The 15,515-nt window shown below is 54.4% G+C and carries 14 protein-coding genes; 6 read left to right on the top strand and 8 right to left on the bottom strand.

The genetic code is table 11. From position 1 onward, the window contains the following. Positions 1-28: 28 nt before the first annotated feature. Entirely contained in the window at positions 29-721 is a 693-nt protein-coding gene (locus tag H6F59_RS18610; protein ID WP_190703612.1) for a GerMN domain-containing protein, read from the top strand. 132 nt (positions 722-853) lie between these two features. Then, positions 854-1,486, top strand: coding sequence for a hypothetical protein (locus H6F59_RS18605; protein WP_190703599.1), 633 nt, complete (start codon positions 854-856; stop codon positions 1,484-1,486). A 226-nt stretch (positions 1,487-1,712) separates the two neighbouring features. Here the strand turns inward: H6F59_RS18605 and cobS are convergent, their stop codons facing one another. Continuing rightward, positions 1,713-2,507: an adenosylcobinamide-GDP ribazoletransferase gene (gene cobS, locus H6F59_RS18600; protein ID WP_313887251.1), complete on the bottom strand. Its 795-nt coding sequence runs from the start codon at positions 2,505-2,507 to the stop codon at positions 1,713-1,715. Positions 2,508-2,740: 233 nt separating this feature from the next. Here cobS and H6F59_RS18595 point away from each other — a divergent pair, with 233 nt between their 5' ends. After that, positions 2,741-3,196: a hypothetical protein gene (locus tag H6F59_RS18595; protein WP_190521225.1), complete on the top strand. Its 456-nt coding sequence runs from the start codon at positions 2,741-2,743 to the stop codon at positions 3,194-3,196. A gap of 58 nt (positions 3,197-3,254) precedes the next feature. Here H6F59_RS18595 and H6F59_RS18590 read toward each other — a convergent pair whose 3' ends face one another. The 4 genes from H6F59_RS18590 to H6F59_RS18575 all read right to left on the bottom strand — a co-directional run bounded on the left by H6F59_RS18590 (position 3,255) and on the right by H6F59_RS18575 (position 8,929). Beyond that, on the bottom strand, positions 3,255-5,006 hold the full coding sequence (locus H6F59_RS18590; protein ID WP_190703596.1) for an alpha-amylase family glycosyl hydrolase: 1,752 nt from the start codon (positions 5,004-5,006) through the stop codon (positions 3,255-3,257). 1,102 nt (positions 5,007-6,108) lie between these two features. Then, positions 6,109-7,212, bottom strand: a complete 1,104-nt coding sequence (locus H6F59_RS18585; protein ID WP_190703583.1) for a hypothetical protein — start codon at positions 7,210-7,212, stop codon at positions 6,109-6,111. A gap of 766 nt (positions 7,213-7,978) precedes the next feature. Further along, positions 7,979-8,332, bottom strand: coding sequence for an antibiotic biosynthesis monooxygenase (locus H6F59_RS18580; protein WP_190521241.1), 354 nt, complete (start codon positions 8,330-8,332; stop codon positions 7,979-7,981). 90 nt (positions 8,333-8,422) lie between these two features. Beyond that, a complete protein-coding gene (locus H6F59_RS18575) occupies positions 8,423-8,929 on the bottom strand; it encodes an Hsp20/alpha crystallin family protein (RefSeq protein WP_190703578.1) in 507 nt (168 codons plus the stop codon). 129 nt (positions 8,930-9,058) lie between these two features. Between H6F59_RS18575 and dinB the strand changes: the two genes are divergently transcribed. Then, positions 9,059-10,153, top strand: a complete 1,095-nt coding sequence (gene dinB / locus H6F59_RS18570; RefSeq protein WP_190703574.1) for a DNA polymerase IV — start codon at positions 9,059-9,061, stop codon at positions 10,151-10,153. A gap of 13 nt (positions 10,154-10,166) precedes the next feature. On the opposite strand, the gene H6F59_RS18565 is transcribed toward dinB, so the two are convergent. After that, positions 10,167-10,679, bottom strand: a complete 513-nt coding sequence (locus H6F59_RS18565; protein WP_190703560.1) for an MAPEG family protein — start codon at positions 10,677-10,679, stop codon at positions 10,167-10,169. 109 nt (positions 10,680-10,788) lie between these two features. Then, positions 10,789-10,992: a hypothetical protein gene (locus H6F59_RS18560; protein ID WP_190703555.1), complete on the bottom strand. Its 204-nt coding sequence runs from the start codon at positions 10,990-10,992 to the stop codon at positions 10,789-10,791. 445 nt (positions 10,993-11,437) lie between these two features. Between H6F59_RS18560 and H6F59_RS18555 the strand changes: the two genes are divergently transcribed. Both H6F59_RS18555 and H6F59_RS18550 read left to right on the top strand, forming a co-directional pair. After that, positions 11,438-12,961 carry a NarK family nitrate/nitrite MFS transporter gene (locus H6F59_RS18555; RefSeq protein WP_190703551.1) on the top strand — a complete coding sequence of 508 codons (1,524 nt, stop codon included), beginning with the start codon at positions 11,438-11,440 and terminating at the stop codon, positions 12,959-12,961. A gap of 137 nt (positions 12,962-13,098) precedes the next feature. Beyond that, entirely contained in the window at positions 13,099-14,448 is a 1,350-nt protein-coding gene (locus H6F59_RS18550) for a chloride channel protein (RefSeq protein ID WP_190703548.1), read from the top strand. Positions 14,449-14,612: 164 nt separating this feature from the next. Here H6F59_RS18550 and H6F59_RS18545 read toward each other — a convergent pair whose 3' ends face one another. After that, positions 14,613-15,101, bottom strand: a complete 489-nt coding sequence (locus H6F59_RS18545; protein WP_348251319.1) for a GIY-YIG nuclease family protein — start codon at positions 15,099-15,101, stop codon at positions 14,613-14,615. Positions 15,102-15,515 lie beyond the last annotated feature (414 nt).

Genomic DNA, 15,515 nt, shown 5'->3' with positions numbered 1-15,515 from the left:
AGGTTGTGACCCCATTTGGACCCCCACCATGGATCTCAGAAGTAAGCTAAGGCGTATTCCCCTCGGCATTTTGGCCGGATTAACTACTTTGGTAGTGGCCTCTGGCGGGTCTGTGGCATGGTTTACTTGGCGGGCCATAAACCCTACCCCCCCAGTGGCAGAGTTTCCTAACCTCAGTATTGACCCCGAACCCATTATGACCGTGCCGGAGGTCACTACCCCGGCCGCGCCGCCCAAGGTCGAAGAAACCATTCCAAAAGAACCGGTTAGCCAGCCCGCTCCGGTAGAAGTTACTGGTGAGGTTTACTGGCTCAAGGATGAGGGCACAGGCTTTGCGCTGGTGCCTCAGCCCATTACTGTCGCGTCCGATGCCTCTCCCTCAGAGAAAGTCACCGCCGCATTTGGCGACCTGCTTTCCAAGTCGGGCGATCCGAGCCAGCAGGCATTCACTACAATTCCTGAACAGACTCAGCTGATCGAGGCTTCAGTGGAGGCAGACGGGATCCATGTCGATCTGTCGAGCAACTTTGAGACCGGCGGCGGCAGCGCAGCAATGATGGGTCGCCTCGGCCAGGTGATCTATACGGCCACTGCCTTTGACCCTGCCGCCCCAGTGTGGATTTCGGTGGATGGCAAGCCCCTGACGGTGCTGGGGGGCGAGGGCTTGGAGGTCAGTCAGCCCATGACCCGCAGCGACTTTGACGAGGGGTTTGGTCTATAGACGAGTTCAGAAGGCTTTGCCTTGGCTTAACTGCCGGAATTGTGGCAGTTGCTAAGCATAGCCGCAGCTAAAGTGCTCACCTATGGCGGAACGGTCTACAATAAGTACCCATGTTCCACCCTAGAGCGCTCTATGGATCTGTTCTCTATGGCCCTACCCCCCTGCCGTCTCGGCAAAGTGGTGAAGTCTAACTCCCACTGCGACTATGTGGTGCAGGTTGACGACGCCCAGGATGTCTGTTCGCCACCAACGCCTGAAGACTGCGGCTTTGGTCAGTTTGTCAGCTTTGACAACGACAGCCGCCACTGGGCAGTGGGGCTGGTATACAACTCGCAGCTGTTCAACCCGCTCTTTTTCAATAGTGGGCCACGATTGTCGAGTGAGCCTGATCCTTTGTTTACCCCTGATCTCGTGCAAGAGACTCGCACTTTGCTGGGGGTGGTGCTGGTAGGTACCTTAGAGGGCGAGGGCAATCAGCGCTATGGAAAACACGGCATTCCTCGGGTGGTGGTGCCCGCTAATACACCGGTCTATGGCCTAACGCCAGAGCAGGTGCACTGCTTCCACTGCAACGAAGATGGGCAGACGCAGTTTAGCTACTACAGCCATTTGCTCAGGTCGGGAGGCGTGTTTGCCGCTCAACTGGCTCAGCAGGTGCTGGCTGAGCTAGTTGACAGTGGTTTGTTCACCGGGGCCGACCAAAGAGCGCTGATGGTGCTGGGTAAAGAGCTGAGCTGGAAGAATACCCTGGGGGCAATTCGATGACCAAGGGCATTCCGAACCAGTATTCACGCGTTTGATTAAATACCTTTGGCTAGAAACCGGGTTTCTAGCTTGCGATGCACTTTAGCTAGAGCCGTAGCTTCAAAAATTCGGTTTTTGTGACGCGCTCCAAATATCTAAACTAGCGGAAGCTTCGCTTGCAATTCGCTGATTGTGCAGTTGACTTCAGCCGTTTTAATTGCAACCTCTCTAAGCAGGTATGGCAGGCCTATGCCAGGGTAGCTAGGCACAGCAGCAGGGTTTCGGTCCATTCCACTGTGGCTCCGTAGGTGTCGCCAGTGTGCCCTCCCAGGCGATGATTCAGCCAGGCTCCTATGAGAAAAGAGGCAACCAATCCCCCCACCAGGCTGATACCGATGAGCAAAATTTGATTGGGCTGTCTCCAGAGCCAAAGACCATGTATTCCTAGAGCCAGCGCCAGCCCTAACAGCCAGTCCTGGGGCGATCGCAAATGCTCCCGATGCAGCGCCCCTTTCCCCTCAGCACGCAGGTAGGGGTAGCGAGCGATCGCTACTACCTGGCCCCAGCGACCCCACACCATTGCCGCCACCAGTACCCAACCGCGTCCAGAGGCCAGCTCAGCCAGAGCTAGGGTTTTGAGGCCGAGAATGGCGATCGCCGCCATCACCCCAAAGGCTCCGCTATGGCTGTCGGCCATCACCGCCAGCCGCCGCTGAGGGTCCATCACCGCCAGGCCATCGGCAGTATCCATGGCGCCATCGAGATGCAGTCCACCAGTTAGCCACACCCCCAAACCAATTACCAGGGCACTGCGGGTTAGCGTCGGCATACCCAGCTGAGCCAGGGCAAAATCGACCGCGACCAAACTAAGGCCTAGGCCCAGGCCCACCACCGGAGCCAGCGGGGCAATGCCCTCAAAGCGGGGTTGCCAACCTGGAAGCAACGGCAGCTTTGTGTAGAACAAAATGGATCCTCCCAAACGGGAAAACCAGCCGGGACGAGGGGTGGTCTCACCGGGCCGCGCGGGGGGCAATGGAGTCACGGATCCACCTCTGCGCTATAGAGAAACATTTCGGCAAAATTACGGAGACTTCAGCATTTTGGCGGAATGCCTAGCCGCTGGGCCTTTGGCAGAATTGTCTCAGGGTTTTCCACAGAGCTAAGCGATCGCTGGGCAGATCATTCCCAGCGATATCGAGTATCGTGGATATAGACCCACAGGAGCGATCGCCACGGGCTTTGCTCCACCCGCCAACGTAGCGTGGTTAAAAACCCATGAATCACGAGCGTGCTAGCAATTTAAGTATCCCCGCTCCTTGTTTAATCGATAGCGGGGTCGTTGTCAACAAAAACGACATGCTCAGGCTACTGCAAGATCTGGGACAAGTGCAGTACCGCCATTTCCAAGACGGCATTACCCTCTCCGAGGGCCAAGGACTGGTCATGGAAGTGTTTGCCGACGGGCAACAGGCCACGCTAGTGGCTAATCATACACTCTATATCAACGTTTACAGCTTTGATTGCTTAGAACTTGGCAAAACCGATGCCGACGGCAACCATTTTGACCTGGTGCAAGACAACCGACGACTGCGCCTGATCCCGTTGTCTAATCCCATGCACGAGCACATTACGCGATCGGTTAACACTGCTGCCTTTGAGGCCATGGTCGCTGACGCCCTCTCCGCCAGCTGGGACGCCTGCCTGGACGACGATCGCAACTTCTTAGAGTAATTAATCTAACTCAAAAGTAAAGCGGCCTCAGCTAACTGAGGCCGCTTTACTTTTGAGTCTATAACAGCGTCGGCATGGTGTCGTCGTGGGCGGAGTTGGGCTTGTTGGTAATCCAAACCGACTGGTAAGGGGCCAGTTTATAGATGGCGCGGTCATCGGTAAACCGGTGTCCGCTGATTAGGTCATACCAGTCGTCGGTGCTGACTAGATTGAGATCACTCAGCTGTAGGTCTTGAGGCTGGTCGCTCAAATTGTGCACTGAGAAGATGCTTTGGTCGCGGGTTAAGCTTTGCCGCCAGAAGGCAAATAGAGCCGGGTTCATCGGGTGCAGCGTGTACTGGGTGGCGTTAGGGTGAAACGAGGTTTGCTGACGACGAATCTTGATTAGCCGCTTGAGTTCTGCCAACACCTTGGCATGGGAGGTAGTGGGGTCGGCCAGAGCGGTTTCTAGCGTCTTGAGATCCCACTTGTAGCGGTTGATGGTGCGGTTGTGGCCGGTTTCTTCAACGCCTTCGGTGTAGTTGTGGGTGGCCAGCAGGCTATGGATGTAGAAAGCGGGAATGCCCTCCAGCGCCATCATGATGGTCTGGGAGCAGAGGAACCGCTCTACCTGCCACTGATCTTCGCCTTTGACGGTGCCCTTGAGGGCATCGAATAATGAAATATTAATCTCGTAGGGCGACTCGGTGCCGTCGGGGCGGCTGCGCATGCTGATTTTGCCGCCAAAATTACGCATGGCTGCAATTAGCTGCTCATGCTCGTCGCCGGTTAGCAGCCCTTCGGCGGGGCGCATGCCAATGCCGTCATGGGAGGCGGTGAAGTTGAAGTAGGCGCAGCCAATGGGGGCAGGCGGCATACTCATCATCCAGGTTTTGAGGTGGTCGGCGCGGCCCTGCATGAGCGCATTCAGCAGCAGCGGCGGCAGGCTGAAGTTATAGATCATGTGGGCTTCGTTGCGGTTGCCGAAGTAGCTGAGGTTCTCGCGGTTGGGCACGTTGGTCTCAGTGATCAGCGAAATGCCGGGGTCAACCAGCTGCAAGATCTCGCGGAACAGGCGCACGATGGCGTGGGTCTCAGATAGGTGCATGCAGTTGGTACTGTGCTTTTTCCACAAGAAGCCCACCGCATCGAGGCGAATGTAGCGCGCCCCAGCCTCGACATAGGCCAGGATAATTTTGACGTACTCAATCAGCACGTCGGGGTTCTCAAAGTTGACATCGACTTGGTCAGCACTGAAGGTAGTCCAGACGTGCTTTTCCCCTGTGGGGGTTTCTACCGGGGTCAGCAGTGGCGAACTGCGGGGTCGCACCACTTGAGACAGGTCTTCGTTGGGGTCAGCGGTGATGAAATAGTTGCGGCCGGGCAGTTCGTTCTTCTTAAACTGCTCAAACCATTCGTGCCGACTGGAGATGTGATTGATCACCAGGTCGGCCATCAGGTTGAAATTGGTAGCAATCCGCTTGATGTCGTCCCAACTGCCCAGCTCGGGGTTGACCTGAAGATAGTCGATGATGGCAAAGCCATCGTCGGAGCTGTAGGGGAAGAAGGGCAAAATGTGGACGCCGGTAATGGTGTCGTAGAGGTGGGTTTCGAGAAACTCGGCCAGCACCGATAGAGGGGGGCGATCGCCATCGCAGATAGTATCGCCGTAGGTAATTAGCAGAACATTGTTGTGGTTCCACTTTTTAAGATCTTCGCGGCCTGAGGGGCACAGGGTGTCTTTGATCAGAGCAAAGATTTCGGTGGTCAACCGCTCGGCTGTTTCCGAGGAATACACCTTTTCTAGCAGGGGCTTGATGTTATTGGTCACGCGACAATAGGGTGGGCTCTCTACAGAAATATCTAGCTTATTTATAGAGTGATTTTGAGGGGCTGTCTGGGCCGCAACGTTTTGATAGGAGGCGGATTGCTTAGTACGATTTTTAGCGACAGTCATATTAACCTACAGTTTCCAGTAGTGGTTTACGGTAGTCTTTGCATCAAAAAGCAGTTGCCGCCGAGGGAATAGTTCCCTCGAACAGCGCCTGCCGGTAAGCATTGATGACCAACCCATTGAGGCTAACGAGCTAGCCTATTGGGCAGGCCACTTAGAGCTCAAAGCATGACGGGAAAACAGCTGCACCATCCCTTCGCCCTGTCGTATCGGCCTGAGAAATTGAACGGTACAAGCGTTTGCGTTGTTGCTAGAGCTGCTGTGGACTAATGCCACGCAATTACCATCGATTGAGTTCCGAGAGTTCCCGCCGCTGGGGTTGAAGAAAACACGGGATTACGGTGGCAATGGCTAAATAACAGAGTTTTAGTGACGAATTTCAGATAGATGTTGTTTCGATCGCTGCGTGATGGCAGGTTGCAACCGGCACACGTTTTCTCCCTGGGATAGTTCTGATGGTGGCATAGGTCACTCTTAAACGTTGGTGCTAGACCACGAAGTTCATAGCTTTTTAGGTATATCTTCGGAGTCTTCACAAAGCCTTAAGCACAGAGTCTTGAGGTGGACTGCGTACAGTACATCGCTGTGGTGTTTGTGCTGTGAGTACCTGCGGATGCGGTTGAAACTTTAGAACGCTACTGAAGGAGCGATCGCGCCTTTGCCCTCAACCGCGACGTGTTCTATCAACTGGAGCCGGCGACAACGTTCCTAACTCAATCACTTGGCAAGAGCGCCCCGGCAGCACTGAGCCGCACCCCCACCATGCTGTGATGGTAAGAGTGCGGCAAATAATCAAACTGTAGGTAGCGACCGGGTGAGTAATGGTTTAGCTACAGCCTTTTAGTTGGGTAGCCTGCTAAGCCAACGATGAGAGGTTAGTGGATGGTTCAAGGTGCAGGGTTTAAGGCCTGTCTTGACCCTTACACCTTAAACCCTTGACCCTCCACCCCTAACTCATCCACCCCCTACCCATCTACCCCTATCGCCCCGTCACAACGCCCCACATATAATCTTCAAAGGAGCCCTCGCCTCGATCGACGGAGTAAATGCTTCCCCAGCTGTAGCACTTAAAGCGAATGTGACCGCTGTCGTGCTTATACCAAACGCCGTTGTCGATGCTGAGATCGCCTTGGTAGGCGACCCAGTGGTTGGGAAAGGCCACGGTAGGTGCACTGCCGCCAAGCATGGCTGCATCGATTAGGACAAAAGCCACACCCCCCTGACGGCGGGCGGCATCTGCGCTTTTCATGGCGTCAAATTCGCCGTAGACAAAGGTGGATTCAAAGTCGACCTGGCTGTAGCCCAAAACTTCGGAAATCCAGCCCTTCATTTCCCAGGGGGTAGTGATGCCAGCGACATTGTTTTCGAGGCTGCCAGAATCCCCAGTGACCGGAAAAATTAGGTTCTCAGTATCGCGCAGGGTGGCGATCAGCATCCAGTCGGCGGCGGACATGCCGGAGCGAATTTTGCTCTGCCGCAGGCCATCGGAAGGACGCACGGTTTTAGTGCGGCCGCGGAACTGACCGGTTTCATAGAGAGCGCGGCAGAACTCGACGTAGCGAGCGGGCTGTTTAGACACCAGCTCAAACACAATGGCGGTGGGGCCGCAGAAGGGGGTGTAGTTTTGGTTGATGTTGAGCGGGTTGGTAACCGTAGCGCGAATGTCTTGGATCAGCTCGGCTTTGGTGATGTGGGGCCACACTCCCGGCTGGGAGGATTGCTCAAAGGCGGCGATCGCATTGGCAACCGGGTCAACATCGGGCACATCGATGACCTGGTAGCGCAATTGGTAGTTGGCACCATCGCGGGTAAACGCGGCGGTAGCGCCCGAGGTTAGCCCAGCGGTGATGTGAACAGAGCCCAAGAAGTCGTCGGCGTCGGGAGAATCTTCGTCCCAGAGCTTGATTTCTACGCCGTCGTTAAAGGTGTAGGTCTGGTTCAAAGACCAGGTATTGCCATCGTTGAGGCTGCGCTTGAGGTGGGGCTGCAGCGTACCATCGACGAGAACTTCGAGACGGCACTCGTCGGCGCCCCAGTCTTCGGTTTCGTTGCACTTGAGCTGGCCCAAAATCAATTGACGCATGGGGAAATTCCTTAGGGTGAATGAGTTGACTCTGAAAACTTCACCCCAGCCCCGTAAATTTACTGACCCAACTCGCCATTTGGGACCAGAGAAAAATTTGGCATAGCGCTATCTGGACAGCCAACTCTAAACGGGCTAGACACGCACTCAGCCTTTGAGATGGCCGTAATGTCGATGCTGTTTGAGCCTCTATATCTCTCTGAGCGAACACCAAGAAGCCTTCAGCTTGGCTACGCCGATGCTCCGACTGTATTGCTTTGATTGAACTGAAGGACAGGCTCGAATTCGGCACAGGACCGGCGTAGTCTCAAAAGACCAACCACTGCTTACGCTTCATTCTTGATCACACTGTAGACATAAGAAAATTTGGAGCTAGCTTGCTCTATCTCTTGAAGAGGCCCCAGTTAGCTCTAGCAAATTTAGGAAACGGGCCTCGACACCATATCGCTTTCGGAGTTTCCCTCAAGGAATTAGATGCCGAAAGGTCACCTGAGGCTCAGACATTGATTGACTAGCTGAATATTTAGGCGGATGGTTCTAGGTCGAGTTGCTGACCATCCGTGACCCTACCTCGCTGGTATCGTCGCGCAACCAGCGGGTGTGGGTGTTTAACCCCGGCTCTACAAGATCGGATTCACTGAGCTAGCAACCAGATTGAAGCCTGCATCCTTAGGGACAATAGCTGTTTGGTGACAGACTACTAATAGGATGGAGCTGAGCACTTTTGGGGTCGCACTCAAGACACTCAGCTCCAGTAGGACTTACGCTATTTAGCCCCAGCACTGGCGGCAGCCAAAATTTGGGGCAGGCCGATTTCGCTACACACTTCGTAGAACGAGGTCACGGGCGGCGTCTCAAACAGGTGGGCAATTTTGCCCAAGGTCTTTTGATAGACTTCGCTTTGGTTGTCGTCCATATCCTCAATGCTGTCCCAGAGAATGATGGCGATGCCGCGATCGCTGCCCGGCTCCTGGAGCAGGTAGGCTCCCTGAAAACCTTTGGTGTAGGTCGATACCGCCTTTTCGTAGAGCTGGCGGGCTTCGCTAAAACAGCCGGGTTTGAACTCCCCAATGGCTACGTAAGCGTACTTGTGGCGCAAAAAATCGTCGAAGTCAGTCATAAATGGAATCAATCCTAGGTCTCATCGTAGATCCAGTGTCGATCAGATGTTGACACCCAACTCTTTTTCTTACCTAGGCTTTAGATTCTGTTACCGATCTTCTAACAGACGCTGCCCCCAGGCTTTGAGCGCTAGGCCCAACTCCACCCGTGCCCGCTGCCAACCCTGCATGAGCCGCTGCCCCCAGCCTTTGGCTTTGGGCAACGTTACTACGATCGCCCCACCCCGGTAGGCCACCTGCACCCGGCGATCGAGCACTCGCTCGGGCAGCGGCACCGTCTGCTGAAAATAATTAATTCCCAGGCTCTGGATTAGCGAACTGCGATAGCCCGACTGCCGCTGGCCTGAAAAGGTGAGCGACTTGCTGGTGGCCCGCACCTGTACGGCCTGAGGCTCTACCCCGGGCAAAAAGGCCGTTACCACCAAGGCATTGGTGGTGTCTTCAATCTCAATGGAGGGTAGCTGTACTCGACCTGTAGGGGAAAGCCCCACGGGCATCAGGGCCGCGGCGATCGCCTGCATTTGGGCCTGAGCCGCACCCAGGCTCCACATGGACTGGGCATTCGGTGGTTGAGACGATGATTGCCAAGTGGCCATAGCCCTAACTCTCTAATTTCTATACTTAAATCATCGCGGCAAGCCCGCTATTCCGCAGGGAGGAAAGCCCCCTGTCCTAAGGTGGTATAACCGCCATGCCTCGCTAGTGATGTTGCGATCGCCGTCTCAATGCGCAAGATTATCCATGTCGATATGGATGCCTTCTACGCCTCCGTAGAACAGCGAGACTTTCCTCAGTACCGGGGCAAGCCCCTGGTGGTAGGCGGTCGGCCTGAGCAGCGGGGGGCCGTAGCGGCGGCCAGCTACGAGGCTCGTCAGTATGGCATTCACTCCGCTATGCCCGCTCGCATCGCCCAGCAGCGCTGCCCTGACCTGATTTTTGCTCGACCGCGTTTTGAGGTTTATAAAGCTGTTTCCCAGCAAATTCGATCTATCTTTCACCACTACACTGACCTGGTCGAACCGCTGTCCCTCGACGAAGCCTACCTGGATGTCACCACCAACGCCCTAGGGGAGCCCTCGGCCGTGGTGCTGGCCCGCGCCATTAAGGCTGACATTCACAGCACCACCCAGCTCACGGCCTCGGCGGGGGTGTCGGTCAACAAGTTTCTCGCCAAAATGGCCAGCGGCCAAAACAAACCCGATGGCCTCACCCTAATTTTGCCCGAGCAGGCCGAGGCCTTTGTCGCCGCTCTGCCGATTGAAAAGTTTCACGGCATTGGCTATGTAACCGCCCGCAAAATGCGTGCCTTGGGCATTGCCACTGGGGCTGACCTGCGCCAGCGGGCCGAGGCCGACTTGGTGCAGCACTTTGGCAAGGTAGGCCATTTCTATTACCGCGTCGCCCAGGGCCAGGACGATCGCCCCGTCAACCCCAACCGAATTCGCAAATCATTGGGGGCAGAGCGATCGTTCTCGCCCAATCTCACCGATCTGGCGGATATGACCGCAGCACTAGGGAGCGTCGCCGCCGAGGTGATCAGCCGCTTGCAAGAACAGCGCTGTCGAGGTCACACCCTCACCCTTAAGGTCAAGTACGCCAATTACCGACAGATCACCCGCAGCCGCACCTTTGTCGCCGCTATTGGCGCTGAATCGCCCATTTTGCTCTGGGCCGAAGAAATGCTCTTGGCCCACCTCGATGCTCAAAGGTTGACCCCAGAGGACTATCGCAACCAACCCGTGCGCCTGCTCGGCCTCACCCTCTCGAACCTAGAGCCAACCGGAGAGCCCGACCATGTGCAGCTTTCATTAGAAGTTTAGGACGCCACTTAGGCTACCCCTGGCTTAACGCCAGCAGTGCCATATAAATACAGGCTCCGGCACCGACAAGGTAGACAAACCAGGTCAGAAAGAACCCGATCGCCCGGCCCGGCGATGGCCCGTAGGTTTTGATGAGGCCCCAGGCGTGAGCGATGCGAGCCACGGACAGGGTAATGCCCAACATCCACACTAGCCAGGCTTCAGCCTGCATCAATTCCAGCGCCAGGATGAACAGCAGGGCGAGGGGAACGTGCTCAACAAAATTGCCGTAGGCGCGCACTTTGCGCTGCAATAGGCCATCGTCGCCAGTCTTAGGAGCTACAGATTTCTGCGTGTAGCCTTCGACAAAAGCAGCCCATTTACTCGGTTTTTCTAGGTAATCTGGCTGGTTCGACACATCGGATTGAGACGCTCCGTGCCAAATCCGGGTGCTGATCCGCTCCATCACGACTAGGTAAGACAAGGCTAGGGCAATGAGGCCGTGCAAGCCAATAAACAAAGTTGAGATGGGAATGAGGCTAGCCATACAGACTCACCCAGTTGAGCAGCTGCCAAAATTTAACCACAAAACTATAAAGGCCGTCGGCAACGAAAAGGAAAGGCCTTCGATAGGTTCAACCCGTACAGTTGCACAGCTACTTAGCTTTTTGCCCTAAACCCTGCCAAAGCGCCGCTTCGCTGGGCATCACCAAATCTTGGGCTGACGGTTCGGCCTGCTCGATCGCAACCAGAGTCGTGGCGGTACCAACAAAAATCGACGCTGCGAGGACAGCAGCCACAGTGGCCAGCATCTCTAGGCGGTGAAGGGCGATCGCAACTTCAGGATCCTGAAATCTCATTAGACGGCACAGGGAAGTGAATTATCTTGCTTCATTCTACTATTTCTGTAGTTAAAGATACAGAAAATTTTCGAAAACCCTCTCTTTGTGTTGCCCTGCGCTGTTGCAACAAACGCATCGTGGCAACGCAGAAAAGCCATTAGCGCCGGTGTTTTGTAAGCACTTACACAGAGCACTTATAGGTTCGCTATTAATCTTTGCCTATGAAAAAGATTTATTTGTCGGCGGCCCTTTTCTCGGTGATTTCGGCTCGCTGATTCAGGCTTGCCCGCGTTTAAGTTTTTCCTAATGCTGACGAAAGTTCCCAGGTTCTTTACCCATAGTTAGCGCGTTTGTGAAGAGACATCGGCCTAAATGGCTGAGTCTGCGATCGCGCTTATCTGCCGCAAATTCATGTGGCTAAATCGGGTTTCTGGGGCAATCATCTATCTGGAGTTGAGTAGTTATGGGTGGATTGTGGTCATTTAGCGGCAGGTACAAAATCCTGCACTTGACGTGGTTTGCATTCTTTCTGACTTTTGTGATTTGGTTTAACTTCGCCCCCTTGACTACGGCTATCAAGGCCGACCTGGGGCTGAGCGACCCGCAAATGCGCACCATCGCCATCTGCAATGTGGCACTGACAGTACCTGCCCGCATCATCGTTGGCATGGTGCTCGATCGCTTTGGGCCACGCATTACCTATTCCTGCCTGCTGATCTACTCAGCAATTCCCTGTATCGCCTTTGCTTTAGCTCAAAATTTTGAGCAGATGGTCTACTCCCGTCTGGCGCTGAGCATTGTCGGCTGCGGCTTTGTGATCGGCATTCGCATGGTGGCTGAGTGGTTTGAAGACAACGAAATTGGCCTGGCCGAGGGCATCTACGGCGGCTGGGGCAATTTTGGCTCCGCTGGGGCAGCCTTTACGCTACCGTCGATCGCTGCCGCGCTAGGCTTTTTAACCGCAGGCCAGGTGAACTGGCGACTGGCGATCGCCCTGACCGGCATTGCCGCCGCCTGCTACGGCGTCATCTACTACTTCACCGTGACCGATACACCGCCGGGCAAGGTCTACCAGCGCCCCCCCAGCAGCGCCGGTATGGAAGTCACCAGTCAGCGCGATTTTTGGTTGTTGCTGGCGACGAATATTCCTCTAGTAGGCGTCCTCGGGCTGATTGCCTGGCGCTTAACCAAGGTAGGTTTTATTGGCAACCAGGCACTCATGGTGATTGTGGTGCTTTTAGTGGGGCTCTACCTGTTTCAGGCCTACAACATTTGGCAGGCCAACAAGCCCCTGATGACCGGCGCCAAGCGCTACCCGCCCGAGGAACGCTACAAGGTTTCCCAAGTGTTTAACCTGGAAATGGCCTACGTGGCCTGCTTTGGCTCTGAGCTAGCGGTGGTGTCAATGCTGCCCACCTACTTTGAGCGCGGCTTTGGGCTCACCGCAGCGATCGCTGGGGCCGTGGCCGGCATGTACGCTTTTATGAACCTGGTGGCTAGACCAGGCGGCGGTCTGCTGTCGGATAAACTGGGCAGCCGCAAGCTGACGCTGGTGGTGACTATTGCGGGTACGGGTGTAGGCTACCTGCTGTTCAGCATGTTTGGCCAGGGCGTGCCGATTCTCTTGGTGGTGCTGATGACCATGGTGGCGTCGTTCTTCGTGATGGCCGCTGAAGGGGCTACCTTTGCCATTGTGCCGCTGGTGAAGCCCCGTATTACCGGGCAGATTGCAGGCAACGTGGGGGCCTACGGCAATGTTGGTGCCGTGATTTATCTGACGGTGTACAGCCTCCTACCCCAGGGCGTGGCGGGCGATAAGCTGTTCTTTCAAATGCTGGGCTGTGTGGCGCTGATCGTCGCCTTCTTGAATGCTTTTACCCTGAAGGAGGTGGTTGGATCCCATTCTGAGCATGGAGTGCCAATACCTGCAGGTGTGCCCGTGGAGCAGGGCGATTCTCCTCTAGGGACGCTGCGCGATCGCCGGTAGTTTTTGCTGAATCAAACCACGATCCCCGTAGGGGCGTAGCATGCTACGCCCCTACCTAGCCCACCTGAATTTTGTAGCGATCGCACAGCATCTCCCAAGAGGAATCGACCCCACCACCATAATCGTGAGGCCAGGTTATGACGGCATCTATGGATTTTGAGGGCACGACCGCTGAGGAAACCGCCCCCCGCGAACTTGACTACGCCCAAACCATGCTGGCCGCCGCTGCCATCGGCATTGTAGGCGGCATGGTTGCCACCACCTACTATTTGGTGCTGGAGGGGTTTATGCACTTGGTGTGGCACACCATCCCTAAACAAATAGAGCCCTTCTTCACCGAAAGCTTTCCCGCCACCAACTATGTGTGGATCGCCGCCAGCGTTGGCGGGCTGTTGGTAGGGCTGACGCTGTATCTGATGGGCTTGCCCGGCGAGGTTTCTTTTGTCGTCGAGAAGGTACACGACCCCGGTCGCATCGACATTAAGCAGACCCCGGCGATGGTGGTGGCCTCGCTGTTTTCAATTGTGGCGGGGGGCAGTGCTGGGCCAGAGGCACCGCTGGTGCAGGTCAACGGCAGCGTCGGTGGCTGGATGGCCCAAAAGCTGGGCCTCACCCTGCGCACCACGCGCATTTTTACTTTTTGCGGCATGGCGGCGGCGCTGGGAGCCTTCTTTGGTGCGCCTCTGGGCGGTGCCCTGTTTGCTCTAGAAATTCCCCATCGGCGAGGGCTGGAGTATTACGAAGCGCTGATCCCGGCAACTTTGGCGGCGATTCTTAGCTTTGTGGTGTTTCGCCTCACCACGGGGCTTTCCATTGGCGGCATGTATCATTTCACCTCGATACCACCGCTGACGCTGATGAATTTGGCAGAGGGGGCGGTGCTGGGGGCGATCGGGGCGGCGGTGGCGGCGCTGTTTGTGCTGGTGTTTCGCACGGTGGGCTGGCTGACGCGACCCTTGGAGCATCGCACTATTTTGCTGGCTACCCTAGGTGGGCTTTTCATTGGCCTGATTGCCTTGGTGTTTCCCCAAACCCTGTTTTTTGGCGAGCGCGAAATCGAGACCATTATCAAAACTGGCTCGACCTTCGGTATCACTATGCTGCTATTGATTGGCCTGGCGAAAATGCTGGCGATTAGCTGCACGCTGCACTCGGGCTTTCGCGGCGGTTTTATCTTTCCACTGTTTTACATTGGGGCGGCGATCGGACTGGCGATCGCCCTCGGATTCCCGCAGGTGCATCCCACCATCGGGATGGTCTGCATGATGGCGGCGGTGAACGTGGCAATTACCAAAACCCCGATCAGCACCACAGTGATTCTCAGCGTGCTGTCGGATACGGCGATGGTGCCGGTGATTGTAATCGCCAGCTTGACCAGCTTTTTGCTGACAATTAATTTGAATATGATTAAAACCCAGCGGGCTCGCCCTTTGCCTGGTGTGGGCGATCGCGATCTAGAGAGTGTCGCACCGCAACTCCAACCTTAGGGGTAACCCGCTATTGCTCTAGAGGCTAGTTCGAAGAAGCAGCAAAGAATTGCCTAGTGAACTTTCTCAAGCTATTAGTTATTGCCTGACGGTTCAGTTCAGTGGTTACCAGGGCCTTTGCACTGAGCGTAAGCAGCCTTGGTCAATTCACTGCACTCAAATTGTTAGCTAAGTATTGGACATTGATGATGGTGAAAAGCGTATACCCCAGCACCAGAAGAAAGACTAACAAGCTCATCGAACCTATAGCACTGGCTGTTTTGCAGTTTGTTCAGTAGTATCTCAAACTTCGATAATTGACTAACATCCCAGCTCCGACGATCTTTGTTGAGTTGAGGCTTTAGCTTTTCTATAGCATACCATTGAAAAGCATTTGCTTCCTCATACGAATCACAAATAACGTATTGCCACCAACCATTAGCTAGATACTCAGAAATACTATGTTCTCCTTCCTTTGGTTCTGGCAAAGCTATTCGTATTCGTTGGGAACCACTTAAACGCTTAGAAACTGAGATGCCAAAACCCATTTTAACTGCAAGATGTTTCCGCAAGCTTGAAGCTTCAACATTACCTGTTAAATGACTTTTCCTAATTCTTTTGATCACGTCTCGACCGTCACCAATATATATCAACATAAAGCTGGAATCTTTTATTGAGCTCTTGAGAAACGTTAATTAAAGCATTTTCACTTTAAGGAAGTATTTATTAAAATTCTCTCTAGTTGCATTTCAAAGCAATATGATTTAGTTGAGATACAACAAGTTAAGGCTAGCTAGTGGTTGTGGTAAGCGGCTGCTAAAAAAAACAGTCGACTTCAGGATATCAAATAAATCCTTCCAAGAAAATTGGATTCTATAAACAAAATAACAAACAAAAATTGCGGATAATGGGTAGAGAAAATCAGTATAACTACCCCTCTATTAGAGACTGTAATCTTTCAACTTTCCTTTATAGAGCAGCTCTCCTCCACGATTGATAGGAAACTTTTTTACCAGTATTCTCTTTCCTTAGGATACTCTGTTGCCACGTAGAAGGCTCAAAGTAGGGAATCTGCTCCAAGATCCTTG

The organism is Nodosilinea sp. FACHB-141 (assembly GCF_014696135.1).
Taxonomy (GTDB): Bacteria; Cyanobacteriota; Cyanobacteriia; order Phormidesmidales; family Phormidesmidaceae; genus Nodosilinea.
This window is presented reverse-complemented; position numbering and strand designations above follow the sequence as displayed.